Source organism: Bacillus sp. JAS24-2 (genome assembly GCF_008274905.1).
Classification (GTDB): Bacteria; Bacillota; Bacilli; order Bacillales; family Bacillaceae_G; genus Bacillus_A; species Bacillus_A cereus.
On the sequence record NZ_CP031068.1, the window covers coordinates 353,015 to 376,571 of the forward strand.

Genomic DNA, 23,557 nt, shown 5'->3' on the forward strand with positions numbered 1-23,557 from the left:
TGATATATTTGGAGTTGCAATCGATATGTTCAATGAAGAGAAAGTAAAAGGAGAGGTCACAGCAGACATCTCCTCTTTTCGAGTATATAGATTAGCGTCCAAACATCACAACAAAATCCCCATCCACTTTCGCCATCTCATACCCACGATACCCCTCCGAAAGCAAAGCCTGCTGTCCACTAGCATCATTCATTAGAATACTTTGAACATCTGTCCAATCGTTTTCCTTATCTCTGCGCAATTTCTTCACAAAAACATACCGCAGACTACCACCATACTTTTCCTTCAGCGCAGCAATCTCCATTCCTTGCGCAAATTTATCCTTCAAACTCGGAATGTTAAAAGGAGCAACGGTGCAGCATACATAATCATATTTGCTGTCTTCTTTTTGCAATTCTTCCATAATGACTTTTGCTAATATTTTTTGCATACCATTTCCTCGGCAGTTCGGATGAACGTTTGAGATTTCTTGATAGATGACGCGGTGTAGTTCACTTTCTGGCAAACCAATATCAAGCCCTAAATGTTCATCGTCGATAGGAGGGACGAGTAGAGCGCGAAATGCGATGAGTTTGTTTTCGATAAAAGCACCGATCATCATGCCGTTTCCTTCTAGAATGTATTGAAATTCTTCTAGTGAGAGTGGTTGTAAACGACTTTTATCTTCTAGTGCTTCAACTACGATGTTTTGTAGTGATAAAATTTGTTCGATGTGCTCTAGTGATAGTAATGTAACGTGAAATGATTCGTTATTTTGTTTTAATGTTCCTTTGTATAGAACCGTCATATGATAGTCCTCCTTTAGCGTACAACGTCTTGAAAGACGGTTAGTTCTTGTAGTGTATCTTCGTTTATTTCAATACCGAGTCCGGGCTTTTCGTTTAAGCGAATGAATGGTACATCGTAATGTAAGTTTCCAATGTCTTTCGTGAATTTTAATGGTCCTGTTAGCTCTACGCTCGTAATGATTTTCTTTGAGAAAGCGACATGGAATCCTGCGGAAGAGGCAACAGATGATTCGACCATTGATCCCACTTGGCATTCAATGCCGGCCATTTCAGCTTGATGAGCGAGCTTTACAGCTGGATATATGCCACCGCATTTCATTAGTTTTATATTCACTTTATCAGCAGCTTCTAATTTAATAATTTGGCGCATTTCACGAGAACTTTTTAGTCCTTCATCAATCATAAGCGGGAGGTCTGTCTTAGAACGGATATGAGCCATGGCATCAATATCGTCCGCGATAACAGGTTGTTCAATCCAGTCAATGTTTAAATGTCCTAATGACCGCAGTGCTGTTAATGTGTTTGCGCTATTTTTCCAGCCTTGGTTTACATCAACGCGAATAGCGATGTCATTTCCTACACGTTCTCGTACAGCTTCAATACGTTTCACATCTTCTTTTACATTCGTACCAACTTTCATTTTGAAAGATTGGTAACCTTTTTGAATCATAGAAGCAGCTTCTTCAGCCATATCTTCAGGATCGGCAATACTTAAAACGTGAGTGACAGGGAATTCTTCATGATAGCGCCCGCCAATTAATTGATATACAGGTTGATTTAGTTTTTTGCCCATTATATCAAAACAAGCAATATCAATTGCAGCTTTCGCTGTTGGAACACCGTAAATTGTATTGTCCATTATGTCGTGTATTTTTTCGATATTCATTGGATTTTTCCCGATTAGAGCAGGGGTTAGCGTATGTTTTAAAGTATGGAAAGTACTTTCCCATGATTCACCTGTGACGTGATCATCAGCAACGCCTTCACCGTAACCGATAATACCTTCATCTGTTTCCATTTTGACGATAATAGAGGGCATATCAGAATAAGAGCCATAACTAATAACAAACGGATTGCGAAGCGGTAAACGAATTGCGTAAAGATGAATAGCTGTAATTTTCATTGAATAGAAACCCCTTCCTGTTTACAATAGTTTTGTACATTTGATATAGTTGACGTTAAATGGTCGTTAATTAATGATAAGGAGTTAGAGAAAATGATGATAAAAATTGCAGTTGTCGGTTCAAAGGAGTTTATGGAGAACCTTTTTCCTATTGCTCAAAAATTAGAAGGAATAGAAATTGATCCATATATTTACCTTCATCCGACGGAATCTTCTGAACTATTAAAGTGTCTAAAGCCTTGTGATGTCATCTTTTTCTCAGGTGCTTTACCTTATTATATGGCAAAAGAAATAAGAGAACAATTACGAATTCCAAGTACATACTTACAGCAAGACGAGACAACTGTCGCATCTTCAATTCTTTCTATCATGTATCATCAAAGTATTCAACCACATAACATTTCCATCGATTTAGTAGACCGCTCGTTTATTACAAATGTGTTCCATGATATTGGTATAAAAGAAAGCCCGCAAGTGTTGGATTATGAAAATATGCTGTGGAGTAAAGATGAAATAAATAGAGTTATCGATTTTCATGTAGCTAAATATCAATCTGGAGAGGCTCATTTAGCTTTAACTAGTATTCACGCTGTTTACGATGAGCTTCAAAAAATAGGTGTTCCTTCAGAGCGTATGATTGATCCAACACAGTCTATTATACATGGGCTAAAAGATGCAAAAATAAAAGCTGAGTTAGCAAAAAGCTATTCAGCTACTGTTGGTGCTTGTATTATTTCTTCCCTAGAATTACGAACGAGTTTGCTTGAAAAACTAGATGTCATTTCAAAAGAACTACGTGGTTCATTTAAACAAGTGGATGAAATGACATGTATTTTGTATACAACTCGTGGTGATATCGAATCGATTATTAAAACAAATGCGATAAATAACTTGTTTGCAAGCGTAGAAGGAACGATAGCTATTGGATTTGGTTATGGAAAAACCGTGAAAGAGGCGGAGCAAAATGCAAAAATTGCTCAAAGTTTTGCAAAGAATAATCCAATAGATCGTTGTTTTTATATACTAACAAGTGATAAAGATTTGTTTGGTCCGTTCCCGAAAGAACAGAGAGTACAAAGTTTGAAAAATGATAATCCGGAACTAATGAAAATAGCGAAGGAAACGAAGCTTAGTCCGGCCAACTTGTCAAAAATCATTCAATTTAGTCAATCGCATCCGTCATTGAAGTTTACAGCAGCTGACCTTTCTGAGTACTTACAAGTGACTCGAAGATCGACAGAAAGGTTGTTAAAGAAATTAGTTGATTACGGGTATGCTCATATTTGTGGCGAGGAAATGCCCTATCAACAAGGGCGACCTCGCGCACTATATGAACTGAATTTACCGCTATTTTTAAGCTTCTAGTTGAGCTTTTTGGTTCTTTAGTAATTCTGCTTTTTCAATGTCTGATAGTTTTACAATTGTGAAGCCTGTTATGCCATAAATCATTGAGATAATAGGTACGATGAAATTCAAAATAGCATAAGGGGCATATTCAAATGCACCTACGCCAAGTGTAGCGAGAATAAATACACCGCACGTATTCCAAGGAACGAAGACAGAAGTTAATGTTCCGCCATCTTCTAATGCTCTGGATAAGTTTTTTGAATGTAGTCCTTTTTCTGTGTATGCATTTGCGTACATTCTTGAAGGGACAACAATTGAAATATATTGTTCAGAGCAAGTAAGGTTTGTTGCAAAACAAGATGCGATAGTAGAAGCGATAAGCCCTTTTGCTGATTTCGCTAACTTTAAAATTTGATTTACAATTGAGCGAAGAATACCTGTATGTTCTAATACTCCTCCGAAAGTCATAGCGACAATTGTCATAGAGACTGTATTCATCATCGAATCTAAGCCACCGCGGTTAAATAGTTCGTCTACTAGCTTGTTTCCAGTGTCTATAACAAATCCAGCTTGGAGTGCACCGACAGATGCTGAGACAGAGCCACCTTGAATAAAGACTTGTGATAAGAATCCTAAAATAATACCGACGAGAATCGCTGGTATGGCAGGGACCTTTTTAGCGACCAATACCATAACGACTACGGGTATAATGAGTAGGAAAGGTGAGATAACAAAGTTTTGTTGCAATACTTGTAACGTTTGATCGATGCTTTTCGCATCAATATTGTTAGCGCCGAAGCTTCTTCCTAAGACTGCGTAGACGATAAGAGTAATAATTAAACCTGGAACTGTAGTAAATAACATGTGACGAATGTGTGCGAATAAATCTGTATTTGTTAATCCTGCGGCTAAGTTAGTTGTATCTGAAAGCGGTGACATTTTATCGCCAAAATAAGAGCCTGAAATAATGGCACCAGCAACCATTGGAGCTGGAATTCCCATACTTAGGCCAATTCCCATTCCAGCAACACCAATTGTTCCCATTGTAGACCAAGAGCTACCAATTGCTAATGCAACGATAGAACAAATGACGGTAATGGAAACTAAAAATAGTGATGGAGTTAAAAGTTTTAAACCGTAATAAATCATCGTTGCGACGATTCCACCGCCAATCCAAGCACCAATTGTTAAGCCAACAAGAATAATAATGACGATAGCAGGTAATGCAAGACGAATCCCTTTATACATTGCTTCTTCAAGATCATTCCATTTGTAACCGTAACGCCAAGCGACAATAGAAGCAACGGTTGTACCGATAATAAGTGGAACGTGAGGGGTTTGTTTTAATACAACAATTGTAACCATCATAACTGCAACGGTAATGATAATAGGGATAATCGCTATTCCAAAAGGTATTTCTTTTTTCATAAAGTTCCTCCTTGTTACGTATGTTTGTTTGTATTTTTAGAATTGTCGTAAAATAGACGTTTATTAGGTTATGATAACTAAAAGTTTATGTAAGCGTCAACGTAAAAAACAGAAAATAAGGAATGTTCTAGTTGTTTGTTTAGTTTGTAATATAAGTGCAGAGTAAGGTTTTTAAGTATTTAAAAATAAACAATTGACTTTTTTCTTAAAATTCAATATGTTCATAAAAACATCTGTTTTTCATAAGTATAATTAACCCGAATCGTTTGTAATGTGGGAAGGAGACTGGAACGTTGAAAACATTAGAACTACAAGAGCGCTTAACGGAGATTTTTCAGCATTTACACGAAAACCCTGAAGTAAGTTGGAAAGAATATGAAACGACAACGTATATTACTGACTTTTTAAAAGAAGAAGGAATTTCATATAGAACATTTGATGATTGTCCAGGTGTAATTGCTGAGATTGGAGGCGGGAATCCAGTTATTGCGATTCGTGCTGATATGGATGCACTTTGGCAAGAAGTAAATGGAGAATTTAAAGCGAACCATTCATGTGGCCATGATGCTCATATGACCATTGTAATGGGACTTATTTTACAATTGAAAAATATGAGATGGAAAAGTGGTACGGTTAGATTTATTTTTCAGCCGGCAGAAGAGAAGGGTAATGGTGCTTTGAAGATGGTGGAGAAAGGTGCTGTAGATGATGCCGATTTCTTATTTGGCGTCCATCTAAGACCAATTGAAGAACTATCTTTGAAACAAGCAGCCTCATCTATTCGCCATGGAGCAGCAGGATTTTTAGAGGGTATGATTCATGGGGAGGATGCACACGGGGCAAGACCACACCAAGGTGTGAATGCGATTGATGTCATTTCCATGATTAATGTCGGTTTGAAAAATATTTGGCTGCCACCGCAAAGTTCTTATTCAGTAAAAATGACAAGGTGCCAAGCTGGTGGTGATAATTTAAATATTATTCCGGGAAATGGTCATTTCAGTTTAGATGTAAGAGCAGAGAGTAATATACTATTAGAAGAATTAAAGAAAAAGATTGAGCATGTAATAGAATCAGCTGCATCGATGGGGTCGAAAACTTCATACGAATGGATGGATCTTGCACCAGGAGCAGAGGTTTCTGAAGAAGCAGAGCGCTTTATACGTAAAGGTATTCTCGAAGTGTATGGGGAAGAGAGATGCACAGGGCCTCTCTATACGACAGGAAGCGATGATTTCCATTACTATACAGTGAAAAGACCACATTTAAAAGCTGTCATGCTTGGACTAGGAGCAGACCTACAACCTGGATTACACCATCCGTATATGAGATTTGATCATAGTTGTATTATGGATGGGGTAGAAATATTGAAACAAACTGTATTGAAAGTGTTAGAAGACAGGAGCTAAAGAGCTCCTGTTTTTTTGTCGTGAATTGTCGGTAAATCGATATATTGAGAAAATCGTTGATATATTTGAAGTTACGATAGATATATTAAGAAAATCGTTAATATAATTTCACGTACCTATTAATTTGATGAAAAATGAGCCTCCAGTGCATGGTGTATAATAATAAGTACCATTTTTTAATAGGAGAAAACGAATGAACGAACAATATTACGATGCAGTTTTACATATAAAAACAGTCGGTGAGCAAAAAGGGTTTAACAAGTCTATGCATTATCACCGCTACGAACCGACGCCGTATAGCGGGTTAGATGAGTTATTGAATCAATATGAAATACGAAGTAGCGACCGAATTGTAGACTTTGGGTGCGGAAAAGGGCGATTAAACTTTTATATGCATCATAAATGTGGGGCTTCAGCAGTTGGAATTGAAATGAATGAAGAGTTTTATAAAGAAGCGATTGATAATCGAGATCGTTATGCACGAAAGGCAAGAAACAGTAAGGGGAAAATTCAATTCCAATGTTGTTTAGCGCAGGAATATAAGATTGATCCACATGATAATAGGTTTTATTTCTTTAATCCGTTTTCTGTGCAAGTGTTTATGAATGTAGTAAATAACATTTTGCTTTCAGTAGAAAATACGGGGAGAGAAGTGGATATTATTTTATATTATCCTTCTGAGGACTATATTTTCTTCTTAGAAAATCAGACTGCGTTTGAGCTGAAGAAAGAAGTTAGATTGCCAGGTGCTTATGAGAAGAATGGGAATGAGAGGTTTTTAGTTTATACATTAGGGTAATAAAAAAACAGGTGCCAAGGCACCTGTTTTTTATTAGTTACGGATTAAGTAATCAAATGCACCTAAAGCTGCGTTTGCACCTGAACCCATAGAGATGATGATTTGTTTGTACGGATTATTTGTACAGTCACCTGCAGCAAACACTCCTGGTACGTTTGTAGCGCCGTGCTTGTCTGTTACGATTTCACCGCGAACGCGTTCAACTGTTTCGCCTAACCAGTCTGTGTTTGGCACAAGACCGATTTGTACGAATACACCTTGTAATTCAACGTGATGAACTTCTTCAGTTTCACGATCGATGTAAGAAATACCGTTTACTTTATCAGTACCAGTGATTTCTTTCGTTTGAACGTTTTTCAGAACAGTTACGTTTGGTAAGCTGTTAAGACGCTCTTGTAATACAGCATCAGCTTTTAATTCTGGCATGAATTCAAGAACAGTTACGTGCTTAACGATACCTGCTAAGTCGATAGCTGCTTCAATACCAGAGTTACCTCCGCCGATAACTGCTACGTCTTTTCCAGTGAATAATGGACCGTCACAGTGTGGGCAATATGCTACACCTTTATTTTTGAACTCAGCTTCACCTGGTACGCCAACATTACGCCAGCGAGCACCTGTAGAAACGATTACGCTCTTACTTTTCAGAATAGCGCCGTTTTCAAGTTCCACTTCAATAAGTTCTTTTTTCTCTAAACGTTTCGCACGTTGTAGATTCATTACATCGATGTCGTATTCTTTTACGTGTTCTTCAAGGCTTGCTACTAGCTTAGGACCTTCAGTCTTTTTTACGCTGATGAAGTTCTCAATGCCCATAGTATCCATTACTTGACCACCGAAGCGCTCAGCAACGATACCAGTGCGGATGCCTTTACGTGCTGCGTAAATTGCTGCACTTGCACCAGCAGGGCCGCCACCAACAACAAGAACATCGTATGGATCTTTATCAGAAAGCTCTGATGCATCTGGACCGTTACCCATTTTAGCTAAAATTTCTTCAAGTGTCATACGACCGCTTCCGAAAGATTCGCCGTTTAGGTAAACAGTTGGTACTGCCATGATGTCTTTGCTTTCTACTTCCTCTTTGAATGCAGCGCCATCAATCATAGTATGTGTAATACCAGGGTTAAGAACGCTCATTACGTTAAGAGCTTGTACAACATCAGGACAGTTATGACAACTTAGGCTGATATAAGATTCAAAATGATATTCGCCTTGAATGTTTTTAATTTGATCGATTAATTTTTGTTCAACTTTTGGAGCGCGTCCACTTACTTGTAGTAAAGCTAACACTAATGATGTAAATTCGTGTCCTAATGGAATACCAGCGAATACGACACCAGTGTCTTCACCAGGGCGGTTTACGCTAAAGCTTGGTGTTCTCTCTAATTCAACTTTTTCTACTGTAATCTTAGATGACATAGTAGCTAATTCGTCTACTAGAGCTAACATATCTTTAGATACGTTATCGTCTCCTGCGCTTACCTTAAGTAAAATATCGTTCTCCATTAATTGAAGGTATTGGGATAGTTGTGTTTTTATATCTGCATCTAGTATCATTTTGATCGAACTCCTTAGATTTTGCCTACAAGGTCAAGGCTTGGTTTAAGTGTTGCAGAACCCTCTTGCCATTTAGCTGGGCAAACTTCACCTGGGTTGTTACGTACGTATTGAGCAGCTTTAATTTTGTTAACAAGAATGCTTGCGTCACGGCCGATACCGTCAGCATTGATTTCCATAGATTGGATAACGCCGTCTGGATCGATGATGAATGTACCACGAGCAGCAAGACCTTCTTCTTCCATTAAAACGTTGAAGTTTGTAGTGATTGTGCGAGTTGGGTCACCAATCATGATGTACTCGATTTTGCCGATAGTTTCTGAGCTATCATGCCATGCTTTGTGAGTGAAGTGAGTGTCTGTAGATACAGAGTATACTTCAACGCCTAAGTCTTTTAGAGTTGCGTATTGGTTTTGTAAGTCTTCAAGTTCAGTTGGGCAAACGAATGTGAAGTCAGCTGGGTAGAAACAAACTACACTCCATTTTCCTTTTAAACTTTCGTCAGTAACTTGGATAAATTCTCCATTATGGTAAGCATTAGCTTTAAACGGTTTTACTTCTGTGCCGATTAATAACATATTAAAATTCCTCCTAAATGTTGGTTTTGAGCATCAAAAAATAGTGTGCTCATAAAATATATTTTTTAATTAACTATAATAATTCTAATTCGATATTAATTATCATATAGAAGTGGTTATTTTGTCAAGAGAATAAACCAACTTTATACCGATTTAATTAATATTTATTCTCAATTAAGGCTAACAGGGAATGGAAAGGTAACTTTAAGTTTATAAATTTTCAATGATTGTTTGAAAGAGTAGTGTGTATGTTAGAGATATGGTGTAAGTGTAAATTCTTAGGAAGGAAATATTTCTTAGAAGTTATGTATTTGAAAAGGAACTGCTTATTTCTATTTTACAAAGAATTGTGCGATAAATAAAATAAAATGAATCGAAATCTTTTTGAACAATTTTTGTCATCTCAAATATATAATTAGGAAGTATATTACGCTGATAGTTAGAAATATTGACTCAAAGTGCTAACGAGATATAATAAAACCTAGATATACCTTTCAAAAAGAAGAATACATATTTATAGGATGAAAAAATTCAACCTATTATTTTTTATAGCTTTTAGAAAACGCTTACAATTGGTGTGGAGGGGAAACCATGTCTAAGTTCACAAAGTATTTTTTAATGGAAGCTAGCGATGTGATTGCATATGTGAAAGAGAAATTATCTAAGTTTGAACATGCAAAGGGGCTAAAGTGTAAAGAAATAGGTGATGGCAATTTAAATTATGTGTTCCGCGTTTGGGATGAAAAAGAGAACATCTCTGTCATCGTAAAGCAAGCTGGGGATACAGCTCGCATTTCAGATGAGTTTAAGTTGTCGACGAATCGTATTCGCATAGAATCAGATGTTTTGCAGTTAGAGGATGAGTTAGCACCTGGACTTGTTCCTAAGGTGTATTTATTTGATAGTGTGATGAACTGTTGCGTAATGGAAGATTTATCGGATCACACAATATTACGTACAGCACTTATAAATCATCAAATATTTCCGCAGCTTGCTGACGACTTAACTACTTTTATGGTAAATACACTTTTATTAACATCTGATGTTGTAATGAATCATAAAGAGAAGAAGGAACTTGTGAAGAATTATATAAATCCTGAATTATGTGAGATTACAGAGGACCTCGTATATTCAGAACCATTTACAAATCATAATAAGCGTAATGAGTTATTTCCTTTAAATGAGGGATGGATTAGGGAGCATATTTATAGTGATAAAGAGCTTCGTATGGAAGTAGCGAAACGTAAATTTTCTTTTATGACGAATGCACAGGCATTGCTTCATGGTGATTTACATACTGGTTCTGTTTTTGTAAGAGATGATTCTACAAAGGTTATTGATCCTGAGTTTGCTTTTTATGGACCTATGGGATATGACGTTGGGAATGTAATGGCGAATTTAATGTTTGCTTGGGTGAATGCAGATGCAACGATGCCACCTGGAGCTGAGAAAGATACGTATATGGATTGGTTACAAACTACGATGGTAGAGGTAATTGATTTATTTAAGAAGAAGTTTTTAGATGCTTGGGATATTCATGTGACCGAGATTATGGCGAAGGAAGAAGGCTTTAACGAAGTATATTTACAATCTGTATTAGAGGATACAGCTGCAGTGACAGGTCTTGAATTAATCCGCCGTATTGTTGGATTAGCGAAAGTAAAAGATATTACTTGTATTGAGAATGAGGAAGCACGTGCTAGAGCGGAGCGAATTTGTCTTAAAGTAGCGAAGAGTTTTATTTTACGAGCGAATCAATATAGAACAGGTACAAGTTTTGTAGAAACGTTAAAAGAACAGTCAATGCACTACGCGGAGTAAGGGGAGAATATGATGGAAGAGCAATTAATACCAATTCAGTGGAAAGATGATGCTTTAGTTTTGTTAGATCAAACGTTATTACCGAATGAAATTGTCTATGAATCATTTAAAACAGCTGAAAGTGTGTGGGATGCCATTCAAGTAATGAAAGTACGAGGTGCACCAGCGATTGGTGTTTCAGCAGCTTATGGAGTGTATTTAGGGGTAAAGGAATTTGCTGAAAGTACGGAAGAAGGATTTATGGATGAAGTAAGAAAGGTATGTACATACTTGGCGACATCAAGACCGACTGCAGTAAATTTATTTTGGGCACTTGAAAGAATGGAAAGTGTAGCGGCAGATAATATTCATTTATCAATCTTACAGTTGAAAGATAGATTACTAGAAGAGGCAAAAGAAATTCATAGAGAAGATGAAGAAATTAACCGTCAAATTGGAGAACATGCATTAACATTATTCCGTGATGGAATGGGAGTATTAACACATTGTAATGCTGGTGCGTTAGCGACGACTAAGTATGGTACTGCGACGGCTCCAATGTACTTAGCAAAAGAAAAAGGATGGGACTTAAAAATCTTTTCGGATGAAACACGTCCAAGATTACAAGGGTCAACGTTAACGGCATTAGAACTACAGCGAGCGGGAATTGATGTTACTGTCATTACGGATAATATGGCAGCTATGGTCATGTCACAAGGGAAGATTGACGCTGTAATTGTTGGATGCGACCGTGTGGCAGCGAACGGTGATATAGCAAATAAAATTGGAACATTAGGCGTATCTATTTTAGCGAAATACTACAACATTCCGTTTTATGTAGCAGCGCCAACGCCGACAATCGACTTGAAAACACCGACAGGAAAAGAAATTCCCATCGAGGAAAGAGATGCTTCTGAAGTGATTAATCGCTTCGGACAATATTCTGCTCCGAAAGAAAGTAAAGTATATAATCCAGCATTTGATGTTACTCCACATGAAAATGTAACAGCGATTATTACAGAAAAAGGGATTGTAAAGGCACCGTTTACGGAGAATTTAAAAAAGCTATTTCAATAAATAGATAAATATAAAAGTCAGTCATCATAAGCTTCATACTTAGGGGGATGTATATGTTATTACAAAAAGAAAGAGAAGAAATTGTAGCGTATGGAAAGAAAATGATTTCTAGTGGTTTAACAAAGGGGACGGGTGGTAATATTAGTATCTTTAATCGTGAACAAGGTCTTGTTGCGATTAGCCCAAGTGGTTTAGAGTATTATGAAACAAAGCCTGAAGATGTAGTTATATTAAACTTAAATGGTGAAGTAGTAGAAGGAGAGAGCAAACCATCAAGTGAATTAGATATGCACCTTATTTACTATAGGAAGCGTGAAGATATAAATGCGCTTGTGCATACACATTCTCCTTACGCGAAGACGATTGCGTCATTAGGATGGGAGCTTCCGGCTGTGTCATATTTAATTGCTTTTGCAGGTCCGAATGTCCGCTGTGCACCGTATGAAACATTTGGTACGAAGCAATTAGCGGATGCTGCTTTTGAAGGCATGATTGATCGTCGTGCTGTGCTACTTGCAAATCACGGTTTAATTGCTGGTGCAAATAATATAAAAATGGCATTTACTGTTGCAGAAGAGATTGAGTTTTGTGCTCAAATTTATTATCAAACGAAAAGCATTGGGGAACCAAAGCTATTGCCAGAAGATGAGATGGAGAATTTGGCGAAGAAGTTTGAAGGATATGGGCAGTAGTAGAATGAAACAAAGACACCCTCAAGAAAAGATCTTGAGGGTGTTTTTTAAGCTTTTTTAAGCAACAAATACATAAAGTAAGGAGCCCCAATTAAAGCAACGACAATACCTGCTGGAATGCCATTAGGATCAACGATATTTCTTCCAATTGTATCTGCTAATAATAATAGCCATCCGCCGATTAAAAGGGCGATAGGCATGAAGATTTGATGTCTTGGGCCTACTAAAGATTTCGCGATATGAGGAGCCATTAATCCGATAAAGCTAATTCCTCCTGTTACGGAAACAGCTGCAGCTGCAAGTGCAACAGCTGCAACTAATAAGTACCTACGTTCTTTTTCAATTTCAATTCCAACACCGATTGCGACTGGTTCGTTTAATGCTAAAATGTTTAATCGATTTGCTTTATAGAAAACAAACGGAATTAATACGATTAGCCATGGGAGCATTGCTAAAACGAATATCCAGTCATCTCCCCAAATATTTCCGGCAATCCATTTTGAAATAAAGTCTACTTTCATACGATCCGCGGATGAAATAAGGACAATCATCGTTCCAGATAGTGCAAATGCAAAACCGATACCGGTTAATGTTAATCGGATTGGTTGAAGTCCAGTTGATTTACTATATGAAAATACGTAAATTAGAACAGCTGTCAGAAATGCTCCGATAAATCCAACTACAGGTAGTAAGTAGAGAAATGAACCTACATCTATTGGAAAGTATAAAAAGAAAATAGCAACAGCAACACCGGCCCCAGAGTTAATACCAAGAATACCAGGTTCAGCTAAATCATTTCGAGTAATTCCTTGAAGAATAGCTCCTGATAAAGCGAGAGCCATACCAGCTAATAATGTAATGACAATTCTAGGTAGCCTTAAAGAGTATAAAACAAACTCCTCTTTAAAAGTCCCTTGCCCCATTAATGTTGGGAGTAGTCGATCATAAGATAAAGATGCTGAACCAAGTCCCATTCCAACTACAATGGTTGTGATGATTACTATAAGTAAAGTGAGTATAATGAGACGCTGTTTTCTTAAAATAGATTGCATCATGAGAATGTTTTTCCTCCTTTACGTACAATGAATAGGAAGAATGGTAACCCTACAATCGCGACAATTGCTGCAACTGGTGTTTCGTATGGAGCGTTAATAGTACGTCCGATTGTATCTGCAAGTAGCATAAAGGAAGCTCCAGCAATTGCTGACATCGGTATAACAAATCGGTAATCTGGACCGACAATTGGGCGTACCATGTGAGGTACCATTAAGCCGATAAATGCCATATTTCCAACAAGCGCTACAGATGCACCTGCAAGTAAGATAATAATGATAAATAAAATAGTTTTAATAACAATAATTTTTTGACCTAGTCCAATAGCCACTTCCTCACTGAAACTAAGAACTGTCAATTTTTTTGCTAGTAAGATAGCGATAAAGATACTAATTGAAATGACTGGAATAATAATTTTTAATTGGTTCCAAGTTGTTCCAATTACGCCACCAGCAGTCCAAAGTGATACATCTTGTGAAATTTTAAAGTAAATGCCAATTCCTTCTGAAATTGCGAGTAGAAATGCTGAAACTGCAGCACCCGCTAATACAATTCGAAGAGGAGAAAGGCCGCCTTTTTTCACCATACCAATTCCAAATACCATAATTGCGCCAATTGCAGCACCGATAAAGCAAGCTAATGTTAAGTAAAGATAGCTGATGGAAGGATTGAAAGCAAGTGTCAGTGCAAGCGCAGCATTTGCTCCACCAGATAGCCCTAATAATCCAGGATCTGCAAGCGGATTTCGTGTTAATCCTTGCATAATTGCTCCAGAAACAGCAAGTCCAGCTCCTACAAAAATAGCAGCAACTTCACGTGGTAAACGTATTTCTCGAATAATAGATATTTTGTCTCCTTTAGCGGAGGAAGTGAGTGCTGACCATACATCTTTTATCGAAGTATCTGCAGCACCTAATACCATTGCAACCATAAAAATAAGAAAGAATGCAATTAAGCTTAAAATTAGTTTGTATGTAAAAGCTATAGAACGTGGATTGTCATGATCTTTTGTCATTCGTTTCACATCTTTTCTGTTCATAGAATAAAGGAAGAGGAATTCTTAAATTAAGAATTCCTCATGTTTGTATTATTTACCAAGAAAGCTCTTCTTGAAGAAGTCTAGTTGGAAATCTAATGTAAGTGGATCATTGAAATAGAATTCCATCATGTTTGCTTCATATACGCGATTATTTTTTACTGCTGGGATGTTTTTATATGATTCTGTCTCTTGGAATGAGTTATCAGTATCTTTATTTTTACTTACGATTAAGTAATCACCAGCAAATTCAGGTAATACCTCAGTAGATAATGCGTAGTAACCTTCTTTTAATGCTTTTTCTTTTACTTTTTCAGGCATTTTTAATTTCATTTCTTGGTACAGGATTTCTGTTCCGCGGCCCCAGTTCTCGCCGTATACATAAAGCTGTTTGTTGAAGTTTTCTACAACAGAAACTGTAGCATCTTCACCGATTTTTGCTTTAATTTCTTTACCAGCTTCTTGTGCACGTTTCTTGAAGTCATCAACCCAAGTTTTTGCTTCTTTTTCTTTGTTTAATAACTTACCGATTTCTAAATGCTGTGTTAAGTAATCAACTTTTCCGTAAGTGTATGTTACAGTAGGCGCGATTTTCTTTAACTTATCGACATTTTTAATATTTGATAAACCGATGATTAAATCTGGATTTAGTTCAGCGATTTTTTCAACATTTTCATCTGATACTTCAGCAACATCTTTAAGTTTGCTATCAAAACGTGGGTTTTGTTTAGACCATGAATCTACCCCAACAAGATTTACACCTAATGACATTACGTTACCAGCGAATGATGATAATACAACAACGCGTTTTGGATTTGCAGGAACTTCTACTTTACCATTTTCAGATTGGTATGTAATTGTTTCTGATTTGCTACCTTTTGCATCGTCCTTTTTGTCTGTAGAGCTATTGCTACAAGCGCTCATAACAAGAACGAAAAGGACTGTTAGTGAAATAAATAACTTTTTCATCGTCTTTCTCCTTTAACATAGATGATATGTGTATACAATAATTTGTTTAACTGTAATCTTTTTGAAATAGTAGTGGTAATGCAAAATGATTTATTAAAAATCTTGAATATGAGATTTTATAATATAGTAATAACCATATTAATGAAAGAAGATGTAATCTCAAATTTGCTAATTATTAACAAAATGATAATGATTATCACTATTGATTCTTTAAATAATATAATTTTATATAGGTGTATTGTCAATAGTAATTTTGATTGTAAATTTTGCGGAAACAGGTTATATTTTATTGAGAATGATAATCAATGATTAGTAGCTGAGGAGTGAGCACGAATGAATCGAGAAGAATTGTTTGATGTAACCGTGATAGGCGGAGGACCTGCAGGGCTTTATTCAGCTTTTTATAGTGGACTCAGAGAAATGAAAACGAAAATAATAGAATTTCAACCACATTTAGGTGGAAAAATACATGTGTATCCGGAAAAAATGATTTGGGATGTAGGAGGACTATTACCAGTTACAGGTGATAAGTTAATTGAACAACTTGTACAGCAAGGGTTAACATTTAAGCCAGAAGTTGTATTAGATACAAAAGTGGAATCAATTATTTGTAATCAAGATGGTACTTTTACATTAAAAACAAGTACTGGGGAAGAACACTTTTCAAAAACAGTTATCGTCGCAACAGGAAGTGGTATATTGAAACCGCAAAAGTTATCTATTGAGGGTGCTGAGCGATTTGAAGTATCAAATTTAAATTATACAGTTAAATCTTTAAAGCGTTTTAAAGGTAAAACAGTTATTATTTCCGGTGGAGGCAATTCTGCTGTTGATTGGGCAAATGAATTAGAACCAATTGCGAAAAAAGTGTATGTAACCTATAGAAAAGAAGAATTATCTGGTCATGAAGCACAAGTAAAACAACTTATGAACAGCTCAGCGGAGTGTTTCTTTAATACATCGATTACAAAATTAATTGCTGGTGATAATCATGAAGCGATCGAATATGTAGAATTAACAAATCATGAAACAGGTGAGGTTTCTCATTTACCTATTGATGAAGTTATTATTAATCATGGATATGAACGCGACATTACATTATTAGAAAATAGTGAGTTAGACGTTGCAATTATAGATAATTATTATATTGCAGGTAATGCAAATAGTGAGTCTTCAGTAGATGGATTATATGCTGCTGGAGATATTTTAAAGCACGAAGGGAAACTACACTTAATTGCAGGTGCATTCCAAGATGCTGGAAATGCTGTGAATAAAGCAAAACAATTTATCCAACCAGATGCAAGTGAGTATGGAATGGTTTCTTCTCATAATGAAGTATTTAAGAAGAGAAATCGCGAACTGATTAAGCAGATGATGAAATAATAAGGAACAAGTATACCCCCACGTATTTCTCTATTCCAATGGATGAGAGATGTACGTGGGGGTTTTCCTGTTTACTATATTTTCTATCATTATAATGACACCGGTTTCATCAGTTCATATGATATGAACATTTTATTGGTAAAGCATCCTAGAAAACAATTTAGCTATGTTTTGCTTACGCAGAACATGGCTAAATTACGCTGTCCCTTTAGCGCGTTCATTAGGAAATGGCATATTTAGTATAGAAGCAATATACTGTTTTCCATGCATTCGAGCTAATGATTCTAATATTTGGCGAACACGTTTTGTAAGATGACCTTGTTTTTTGATGGCTTCACAATATGCGTCATAGAAGGCATATTTAGCCCAAAGGAAATCATCTTGTTGGAATAAGAAATGATTTTTGTACCATTCACCAATTGTATGATAACAATTGTTTTCATGTATTGCTGTGCTTTGAGAAAGAAAACGATCAGATAAAGATACATTTAAATGAGAAATTGTGTTTTCTGTTTCAACTTGTAGTGTTTTTTCTAACATTGTAATGATGTGACGAGTAGCCATATGTTAACTCTCCTTTGTGTAAATGGGTAATACCATTCTATATTTAAAAAATTCTTACTATATAATACTATACAATATATGGAATGCATCTACCTGCTTTTTGAACTGCATTTACAAAATCTTTTTTATTTGTTTACAAAAATAAAGTAAAGTAAGATACAGTATAGATGAAAAAATAATAAAGGAATGAACGCATTGTATATAACAGTAGAAGAGACTGCGGAGTATTTGAATTTACCAAAATCGTATATTGAAGAGTTAATTCAGCAAAAGAAAATTCGTGCGCTATTCGATGGAGAGCAATATTTAGTAAATAAAGAACAATTTAATACACATTTAGAACAAATGGAGAAATATAAGCAATTAGTGGAAGAAATATTGAACGAACCAATTCCAGAAGATATGGATGTTAAAGACGAAGATTAAACTATGGAAAATCCCTTATGAAGATATGCAGAAATGTATATTCATAAGGGATTTTTTGTTTGAAGATATCAAAAACATAAGGAGTTCTTAGCCTTTCTTCAAATTTTGATAGGTAGTAGTCTACCATGTTAAAAGCATATTTTTTTCTAGCTAGGACAAACATAGAGAACGTAACCTGTACAGATACATATACTATCAGTGCAAAAGCTTATAAATTAATGGAAGGGGTTTTCTCGTGAGTTTATTTCATTGTGATTTTCTGAAAGACTTAATTGGATCTTTTGTGAGAGTAAACAGGGGTGGTCCAGAATCTCAAAAAGGGACAATAGTCGCTGTATGTTCGGATTACTTTGTATTAAAGAATGAAAAAGGAGAGCTCTATTACTATCAGATTCGTCATCTGAAAAGTATTACAAAAAATGCGAAAGATTGTAAAGCAGATGATTGCAGATGGTTGGAATGTGAATGTGAAGATGACTTTGAAAAGTTACTTCAAAGCTTCAAATATTGCTGGGTGAAAATTAATCGTGGTGGCCCAGAGAAAGTTGAAGGTATTTTACAAGATGTTTCTTGTGAATTTGTGACACTAATTGTAAAAGAAGAAGTTATATTAGTTGCAGTATCTCATATTAAGAGTGTAACAGTACCTTGTAGAGAGAGCGAAGAAAGCGAAAGTGAAAGCGAAAGTGAAAGTAATAATTCAGGTCGAGCTCGCGCACAAAGACAGTCAAGAAGAGGAAGATAATAAGAAAGGAGGATATAAATTTGGAAAGTATATTATGCTGTGAACAAATTAAAGGCTTAGTCGGTGAGACTGTAAAAGTAAATCTTCGTGGACCAGAGAGTCGAGTGGGGGTACTTGTATCGTTAGGAAGAGATTACCTTACATTACAACTTCCTCTTGGTGAATTAGTATATTACCAATTGAAACATGTGAAAAGTCTAGTTAAGAAAGTGAAAGAAAGTAAATGTGGCGATGGCTATGTTTCATGTTTCTGCTCTGATGATGATACTTTTGTCGATGTATTACGTGACTTGAAGTATAAGTGGGTAAAGATTAATCGTGGCGGCCCAGAGTGTGTAGAAGGCTTATTAAGTGAAGTGCATGAAGAATGTATTACGCTAGTAAACGGTGATGAAGTTATTTATATCATTAATTATCATATTAAGAGTGTGAGTCAAGTAGTGAAATGTAAAAAGAATGAAGATGAATAATGTTTAATAAATAAGAGGGGCATTATGAGGGAAAGAGAAGAACAATTTCTTATTTCGATAGTATGAAAAGGAATTACTTACTATTAAGACAGAACATTGCCCTGATTATTTTTTTGAAATGGAAGATAGTAAAGCTGAAATTCATAGGAAGGAGGATATAGATGAATGAGTTAAACAAAAGTATTGGGGAAAATATATATGTTAAATTAATCGGTGAAAAAAGGTTTAAAGGTATATTAATAGACGTAGGAAATGACATTATTGTTCTTTACAATGGACAAGACTATGTATATATATCTTTATATCATGTACAATACTATAAATTTTTAAGAGCACATGACGAAGACATACTAAAACCAGATGTTGATTCTGTAATTAAGAGGGAATCCCCTTCAATTTCTTTGAGAAAAGTATTAAGTACTTCTAAAGGGATTTTTACAGAAGTTTATGTAGCAGGAAATGCTCCAATACATGGTTATGTTACAAGTGTGATGAACGACTATATTGTTTTTTATAGTCCGGTTTATAAAACGGTATATATATCTTTAAAGCATTTAAAATGGTTAATTCCGTATAAAGAAAACCAAGTACCGTATGCCCTCAATAAAAATGAACTCCCCGTAAATCCGTTAAATATTACATTAGCTAGAACATTTGAAGAACAGCTTATTAAAATGACTGGGAAAATTATGGTGTTTGATTTAGGTGAGGAGTCCAATAAAATTGGAAAAATGGCGAAAATTGATGAAGGTCATATTGAAATATCAAAAGCACGTGATGCAAAAATGTATGTGAATATTCAACATGTAAAATCCGTCCATTGTCCGTAGATTAGTTGGAAGGGCTGACTTTTTCTTTTATATGCAGAAGAAAAGGTCGAGCCTATTTGTTTTAGTTTAATTTGAAGATGAGGGGAAAAATGAATTGAATATAAACATAGTATAGTGTGATTTTTTAAAAGGTAACTTTGCACTAACTTATAAAAATTGTGTACGAGCTATCTTTTTATGTATTCAATTTATTTTTTGAGGAGGAGTTGCTCAACTAATTTATTAAAGGGGTTTTGTTCGTGGAGCAGTTTCCGAATTCGTTATCAATTACATTGCTTGGTAGTGCTGGTGGAGCAGCAAAAGCAGTTTTAGCAATTTTAAATCAAGCGATAGCAAATGAAAAAGATCCAATTTATGAAGTATTAAAGAATGCCAAATTTCATTTAGTGGATATAAAACAAAAAGATAGGACTTATTATGATGAGTTGTTTTCGAATTTGAAAGGTCAATTATATTTATATGAGATAAACCTTCAAAATGTAGTGGAATTTAAACAACATTTAAAAGAAAAAAGTACGAGTGTTGTGATTGATGTTTCAGGGGCAGATACAGTTAGAGTATTAAGCTGCTGTAATGAATTAGGAATTTGTTATATTAATTCAGCCTTGGAAAATGAAGCAGTAGATCAGGACGACAGCTTAATCGGCTTTCAGCTTACGGAAAGATATACAAGGTTTGAGAAGGAGAAAGAGAAATTTACAAATACAAAAGCGATTATAGGTTCAGGTATGAATCCAGGTGTTGTTCAATGGATGGTTGTTGAGCTTATGAAGGAACGACCAAATGAAAGGCCAAGAGCATGTTATATTGTAGAACATGACACGTCGTTTTTGCATGATACAGCACTTATAAAGCCACATACACTTTATGCTTCATGGGCAGTAGAGCGATTTTTAGATGAAGCAATCTGGAGTTATCCGATGTATATGAGTCATCATCGGCCTCTTTACTTTTATGAAGATGTATATGCTTCAGAGTATAAAGTGAAGTTAGGAGAAAAAGAATTCTATGGTTGTTTAATGCCACATGAGGAAGTATTAATTTTAGGGAAAAACTTCAATATGGAAGTTGGTTTTCTTTACCGAATTAATGAGTATACAACAAATATAATTAGACAGAACTTAGATCAAGTAGAAGATTTATGGAACTGGAATCGTAAAGTGTTTAATCCAGCAGAAGAAGGGGTTGCTGGAGAGGACTTGGTCGGTGTGTTACTCGTTTATGAAAATAGTGAGACATATATGTATAATGTAATGAATAGTAGCCAAGTTTTTCGTAAATATAAAACGAATGCAACGTATTTTCAGGTAGGGTGCGGAATTTATGCGGGCTTGTCTAGTTTACTTTTAGATCAATTTGAACAAGGTGCTTATTACGTCGAGGAGTTGTTATTAAATACAGAAAGTAAGTACGGTGAGTATTTAAATTTATATATGAAGGATTTTGTAATAGGGCATAATAATTTTACTGATGGATTGTTACATGATAGGGTAAGGTGGATATAAGTTGTTACTAAAAGGAAGGAGAGATCTCCTTCCTTTTAGTATTATAAGGTTAAATATTGCCCTGAAAGCAATTTCATACTTATACTTTAAGGAGATAACAATGAAAGTTTTTTGTATCGATCAAGGGGAGTTTTTATATGAACAAATACAAGAGCTTGATTTATGAAGAAAGAAGAGCCTTAAAGGTATTTATATTATTATTTTATATTATATTCTTTTTATATGACGCTATATATTATTTTGTATATCCTGCTATGAATATTAGTGGAACAGCGGTAGGGTGGCCAGAAGGTAGTCTTGGGATAGGTGTGCCTATATTTGTAATAGCATTATTTCCTATTTCTATATATCTTCAAAAAAGAGGGTATGTATATTCTGTAAAATATTTATTTTTATTTGGATACATGTTTATCAATCTTGTTAATAATTTAATGATTTATTTGCGAACGGATAGACCTTTTGAACATGGTAGTATGGTAGAAATGTTGTTAATTTTATTTGCCCCAGTTTTCGTGAATAGAAAATACTTTTATTTAGTTTCCTTTAGTGTAATTGGAAAGTACGTATTTTTCACATTGCTATTACAAGATTTAAAAGTGATAATTCCACTTGTTTTATGTGTATTTTATTTCATTATTTCACATTCTTTATTAAAACGATTTCAATCTTATGTAAGAACAGTGGTTGAAATGATGAACAATATGAAAGAGACGGAAAATTTAGCTGTGATTGGGACTATGTCTACAACAATTGCCCATGAAATTCGAAATCCACTAACAGCGTTAAAAGGGTTTACGCAAATGCAAAAAGAAAGAAATCCAACTGATACGATGAGCTACGACATTATGCTACAAGAAATTGAAAGGGTTAATGGATTTGTTAGTGAATTGATGTTGTTAGGGAAACCAAAGCCAACAAATTATGAAAGGTGTAATATACGAGACACCCTTCTATATGTTGTGCATCTAATGGAAAGTTATGCAACGCAATATAGAGTTAAATGTAATTTACAAGTAGATGGAAATTTACCGGCTATAAACGGTGATGATAAGCAATTAAAACAAGTGTTATTAAATATCATTAAAAATGGAATAGAATCAATGCCAGAGGGTGGAGAAATTCATATCTGTGCATATCAAAAAACGCAAGGACATTTGTGTATTTCTGTTGAAGACCAAGGATGTGGTATAGAGAATGAGAAGTTAGAAAAAATCGGCAAGGCGTTTTACACAACAAAGGAGAATGGTACAGGACTTGGATTAATGATTACATATAAAATTATTAAGGAACATCAAGGGAGTATCACGATCCAAAGTAGTCTAGGAGTAGGAACGAAAGTAGAAATTTTTCTGCCGACCGTTTAATGTATTTGAGAAAAGATTTTTCAGAAAAGTGTTCTTGTTGTGTAAATATAAACATTTTATAAAATGTTTCAAGAAGGGTTTTTTTTATAAAATACTTCGTTTATAATGGAGGAAAATATCGACATGAGATTGATTGCTCATGTAACGGTTCAGTAGTGTTATGAAAAGATAAGAAGGGGTGCACGCGCATCCTTTTTTCTATGCAGATATTATGAAAGAGGTGGTATGATGGAATTAACATTAAATTCGACTGTATGTTTACACACGATTCAATTTCGAAAAGAGCAAAAGAATTATACTGTAAAAGACACAATTACAGGAGAAAAATATGAAATGCCGCCACTTTGGATTGATGCATTGGCAATGATGCGTGACGGTTTTTTATTGGGGGAAATTGAGGAGAAATTAAAAGAAGAGTATCCATCCGAAGAAGTGAATATGTTAGCATTCACGAAGCAACTGTTAGAACTAGAACTTGTTGAAATGGTAGATGGGGAAGAAATAGCTTGTACAAAGAAGAAAGAGAAGGATTATTTAGCTTGGTTACGTCCTCATGTTGAGCAATTCTTTCTTAATTTAAATAAAAAAAATAGAAGCAAAGGTCAATGATG

Annotated in this window: 23 protein-coding genes; 14 read left to right on the forward strand and 9 right to left on the reverse strand. The window is 35.3% G+C overall.

Annotation, left to right across the window (positions count from 1 at the left end; genetic code table 11):
- Nucleotides 1-91: 91 nt before the first annotated feature.
- Together DN407_RS01945 and DN407_RS01950 are read right to left on the reverse strand one after the other, a co-directional pair.
- The gene (locus tag DN407_RS01945; RefSeq protein WP_097842737.1) at nt 92-787 is read right to left on the reverse strand and encodes an N-acetyltransferase; all 696 of its coding nucleotides are present in this window, start codon (nt 785-787) and stop codon (nt 92-94) included.
- A gap of 14 nt (nt 788-801) precedes the next feature.
- Nucleotides 802-1,911, reverse strand: coding sequence for a mandelate racemase/muconate lactonizing enzyme family protein (locus tag DN407_RS01950; protein WP_000704486.1), 1,110 nt, complete (start codon nt 1,909-1,911; stop codon nt 802-804).
- A gap of 93 nt (nt 1,912-2,004) precedes the next feature.
- Here DN407_RS01950 and DN407_RS01955 point away from each other — a divergent pair, with 93 nt between their 5' ends.
- Nucleotides 2,005-3,276 (forward strand): transcriptional regulator, encoded by a 1,272-nt coding sequence (locus tag DN407_RS01955; protein WP_097913199.1) that lies wholly within the window; start codon nt 2,005-2,007, stop codon nt 3,274-3,276.
- On the opposite strand, the gene nhaC is transcribed toward DN407_RS01955, so the two are convergent.
- The gene (gene nhaC / locus DN407_RS01960; RefSeq protein WP_149215962.1) at nt 3,265-4,686 is read right to left on the reverse strand and encodes a Na+/H+ antiporter NhaC; all 1,422 of its coding nucleotides are present in this window, start codon (nt 4,684-4,686) and stop codon (nt 3,265-3,267) included. The two genes, DN407_RS01955 and nhaC, sit on opposite strands and share 12 nt — an antisense overlap.
- Nucleotides 4,687-4,979: 293 nt before the next feature.
- Between nhaC and DN407_RS01965 the strand changes: the two genes are divergently transcribed.
- Together DN407_RS01965 and DN407_RS01970 are read left to right on the forward strand one after the other, a co-directional pair.
- Nucleotides 4,980-6,095, forward strand: coding sequence for a M20 peptidase aminoacylase family protein (locus DN407_RS01965; protein ID WP_149215963.1), 1,116 nt, complete (start codon nt 4,980-4,982; stop codon nt 6,093-6,095).
- Nucleotides 6,096-6,288: 193 nt separating this feature from the next.
- Nucleotides 6,289-6,894, forward strand: a complete 606-nt coding sequence (locus DN407_RS01970) for an SAM-dependent methyltransferase (protein ID WP_001005619.1) — start codon at nt 6,289-6,291, stop codon at nt 6,892-6,894.
- Between the two features lie 33 nt (nt 6,895-6,927).
- On the opposite strand, the gene ahpF is transcribed toward DN407_RS01970, so the two are convergent.
- Together ahpF and ahpC are read right to left on the reverse strand one after the other, a co-directional pair.
- Complete coding sequence (ahpF, locus tag DN407_RS01975) at nt 6,928-8,454, reverse strand: alkyl hydroperoxide reductase subunit F (protein ID WP_000599501.1); 1,527 nt, start codon at nt 8,452-8,454, stop codon at nt 6,928-6,930.
- A 14-nt stretch (nt 8,455-8,468) separates the two neighbouring features.
- A complete protein-coding gene (gene ahpC / locus DN407_RS01980) occupies nt 8,469-9,032 on the reverse strand; it encodes an alkyl hydroperoxide reductase subunit C (protein WP_000924420.1) in 564 nt (187 codons plus the stop codon).
- 591 nt (nt 9,033-9,623) lie between these two features.
- Here ahpC and mtnK point away from each other — a divergent pair.
- Genes mtnK through DN407_RS01995 form a run of 3 tightly spaced genes read left to right on the forward strand, consistent with a single transcriptional unit; the run spans nt 9,624 to nt 12,601 of the window.
- The gene (gene mtnK, locus DN407_RS01985; RefSeq protein WP_058839957.1) at nt 9,624-10,853 is read left to right on the forward strand and encodes an S-methyl-5-thioribose kinase; all 1,230 of its coding nucleotides are present in this window, start codon (nt 9,624-9,626) and stop codon (nt 10,851-10,853) included.
- Nucleotides 10,854-10,862: 9 nt separating this feature from the next.
- Nucleotides 10,863-11,909, forward strand: a complete 1,047-nt coding sequence (gene mtnA / locus DN407_RS01990) for an S-methyl-5-thioribose-1-phosphate isomerase (protein ID WP_033690097.1) — start codon at nt 10,863-10,865, stop codon at nt 11,907-11,909.
- A 53-nt stretch (nt 11,910-11,962) separates the two neighbouring features.
- Nucleotides 11,963-12,601 carry an L-fuculose-phosphate aldolase gene (locus tag DN407_RS01995; RefSeq protein ID WP_149215964.1) on the forward strand — a complete coding sequence of 213 codons (639 nt, stop codon included), beginning with the start codon at nt 11,963-11,965 and terminating at the stop codon, nt 12,599-12,601.
- 47 nt (nt 12,602-12,648) lie between these two features.
- Here the strand turns inward: DN407_RS01995 and DN407_RS02000 are convergent, their stop codons facing one another.
- From DN407_RS02000 to DN407_RS02010, 3 genes are read right to left on the reverse strand one after another with little or no spacing between them, the layout of a single operon-like run.
- The gene (locus DN407_RS02000) at nt 12,649-13,656 is read right to left on the reverse strand and encodes a FecCD family ABC transporter permease (RefSeq protein ID WP_000983759.1); all 1,008 of its coding nucleotides are present in this window, start codon (nt 13,654-13,656) and stop codon (nt 12,649-12,651) included.
- Nucleotides 13,653-14,693: a FecCD family ABC transporter permease gene (locus tag DN407_RS02005; protein ID WP_001998969.1), complete on the reverse strand. Its 1,041-nt coding sequence runs from the start codon at nt 14,691-14,693 to the stop codon at nt 13,653-13,655. Before DN407_RS02005 ends, DN407_RS02000 begins: the two co-directional genes overlap by 4 nt.
- 48 nt (nt 14,694-14,741) lie before the next feature.
- On the reverse strand, nt 14,742-15,659 hold the full coding sequence (locus DN407_RS02010; protein WP_000732594.1) for an iron-hydroxamate ABC transporter substrate-binding protein: 918 nt from the start codon (nt 15,657-15,659) through the stop codon (nt 14,742-14,744).
- A gap of 333 nt (nt 15,660-15,992) precedes the next feature.
- Here DN407_RS02010 and DN407_RS02020 point away from each other — a divergent pair, with 333 nt between their 5' ends.
- Nucleotides 15,993-17,042 carry an NAD(P)/FAD-dependent oxidoreductase gene (locus DN407_RS02020; RefSeq protein WP_098347990.1) on the forward strand — a complete coding sequence of 350 codons (1,050 nt, stop codon included), beginning with the start codon at nt 15,993-15,995 and terminating at the stop codon, nt 17,040-17,042.
- A gap of 195 nt (nt 17,043-17,237) precedes the next feature.
- Here DN407_RS02020 and DN407_RS02030 read toward each other — a convergent pair whose 3' ends face one another.
- A complete protein-coding gene (locus DN407_RS02030; protein ID WP_000235475.1) occupies nt 17,238-17,606 on the reverse strand; it encodes a hypothetical protein in 369 nt (122 codons plus the stop codon).
- 186 nt (nt 17,607-17,792) lie between these two features.
- On the opposite strand from DN407_RS02030, the gene DN407_RS02035 reads away from it, so the two are divergent.
- The 7 genes from DN407_RS02035 to DN407_RS02065 all read left to right on the forward strand — a co-directional run bounded on the left by DN407_RS02035 (nt 17,793) and on the right by DN407_RS02065 (nt 23,555).
- On the forward strand, nt 17,793-18,032 hold the full coding sequence (locus DN407_RS02035) for a helix-turn-helix domain-containing protein (RefSeq protein WP_001998970.1): 240 nt from the start codon (nt 17,793-17,795) through the stop codon (nt 18,030-18,032).
- 235 nt (nt 18,033-18,267) lie between these two features.
- On the forward strand, nt 18,268-18,777 hold the full coding sequence (locus DN407_RS02040) for a hypothetical protein (protein WP_000051534.1): 510 nt from the start codon (nt 18,268-18,270) through the stop codon (nt 18,775-18,777).
- 20 nt (nt 18,778-18,797) lie between these two features.
- On the forward strand, nt 18,798-19,247 hold the full coding sequence (locus DN407_RS02045; RefSeq protein ID WP_000443836.1) for a hypothetical protein: 450 nt from the start codon (nt 18,798-18,800) through the stop codon (nt 19,245-19,247).
- A 161-nt stretch (nt 19,248-19,408) separates the two neighbouring features.
- Nucleotides 19,409-20,077 carry an LSm family protein gene (locus tag DN407_RS02050; RefSeq protein WP_001004266.1) on the forward strand — a complete coding sequence of 223 codons (669 nt, stop codon included), beginning with the start codon at nt 19,409-19,411 and terminating at the stop codon, nt 20,075-20,077.
- 239 nt (nt 20,078-20,316) lie between these two features.
- The gene (locus DN407_RS02055) at nt 20,317-21,582 is read left to right on the forward strand and encodes an S-adenosylmethionine decarboxylase related protein (RefSeq protein ID WP_149215966.1); all 1,266 of its coding nucleotides are present in this window, start codon (nt 20,317-20,319) and stop codon (nt 21,580-21,582) included.
- Between the two features lie 137 nt (nt 21,583-21,719).
- Complete coding sequence (locus tag DN407_RS02060) at nt 21,720-22,946, forward strand: ATP-binding protein (protein WP_001046105.1); 1,227 nt, start codon at nt 21,720-21,722, stop codon at nt 22,944-22,946.
- 228 nt (nt 22,947-23,174) lie between these two features.
- A complete protein-coding gene (locus DN407_RS02065) occupies nt 23,175-23,555 on the forward strand; it encodes a hypothetical protein (protein ID WP_000424119.1) in 381 nt (126 codons plus the stop codon).
- The last annotated feature ends 2 nt before the right edge of the window (nt 23,556-23,557 follow it).

Coding starts and splice junctions, on each gene's coding strand:
- DN407_RS02035 (WP_001998970.1), top strand. CDS start 17,793: ATGAACGCATTGTATATAACAGTAGAAGAGACTGCGGAGTATTTGAAT.
- ahpF (WP_000599501.1), bottom strand. CDS start 8,454: ATGATACTAGATGCAGATATAAAAACACAACTATCCCAATACCTTCAA.
- DN407_RS02010 (WP_000732594.1), bottom strand. CDS start 15,659: ATGAAAAAGTTATTTATTTCACTAACAGTCCTTTTCGTTCTTGTTATG.
- DN407_RS02060 (WP_001046105.1), top strand. CDS start 21,720: ATGAACAAATACAAGAGCTTGATTTATGAAGAAAGAAGAGCCTTAAAG.
- mtnA (WP_033690097.1), top strand. CDS start 10,863: ATGATGGAAGAGCAATTAATACCAATTCAGTGGAAAGATGATGCTTTA.
- DN407_RS01995 (WP_149215964.1), top strand. CDS start 11,963: ATGTTATTACAAAAAGAAAGAGAAGAAATTGTAGCGTATGGAAAGAAA.
- DN407_RS02005 (WP_001998969.1), bottom strand. CDS start 14,693: ATGAACAGAAAAGATGTGAAACGAATGACAAAAGATCATGACAATCCA.
- DN407_RS01950 (WP_000704486.1), bottom strand. CDS start 1,911: ATGAAAATTACAGCTATTCATCTTTACGCAATTCGTTTACCGCTTCGC.
- DN407_RS01945 (WP_097842737.1), bottom strand. CDS start 787: ATGACGGTTCTATACAAAGGAACATTAAAACAAAATAACGAATCATTT.
- DN407_RS01970 (WP_001005619.1), top strand. CDS start 6,289: ATGAACGAACAATATTACGATGCAGTTTTACATATAAAAACAGTCGGT.
- DN407_RS01955 (WP_097913199.1), top strand. CDS start 2,005: ATGATGATAAAAATTGCAGTTGTCGGTTCAAAGGAGTTTATGGAGAAC.
- nhaC (WP_149215962.1), bottom strand. CDS start 4,686: ATGAAAAAAGAAATACCTTTTGGAATAGCGATTATCCCTATTATCATT.
- DN407_RS02000 (WP_000983759.1), bottom strand. CDS start 13,656: ATGATGCAATCTATTTTAAGAAAACAGCGTCTCATTATACTCACTTTA.
- DN407_RS02030 (WP_000235475.1), bottom strand. CDS start 17,606: ATGGCTACTCGTCACATCATTACAATGTTAGAAAAAACACTACAAGTT.
- DN407_RS02065 (WP_000424119.1), top strand. CDS start 23,175: ATGGAATTAACATTAAATTCGACTGTATGTTTACACACGATTCAATTT.
- ahpC (WP_000924420.1), bottom strand. CDS start 9,032: ATGTTATTAATCGGCACAGAAGTAAAACCGTTTAAAGCTAATGCTTAC.
- mtnK (WP_058839957.1), top strand. CDS start 9,624: ATGTCTAAGTTCACAAAGTATTTTTTAATGGAAGCTAGCGATGTGATT.
- DN407_RS02020 (WP_098347990.1), top strand. CDS start 15,993: ATGAATCGAGAAGAATTGTTTGATGTAACCGTGATAGGCGGAGGACCT.
- DN407_RS02050 (WP_001004266.1), top strand. CDS start 19,409: ATGAATGAGTTAAACAAAAGTATTGGGGAAAATATATATGTTAAATTA.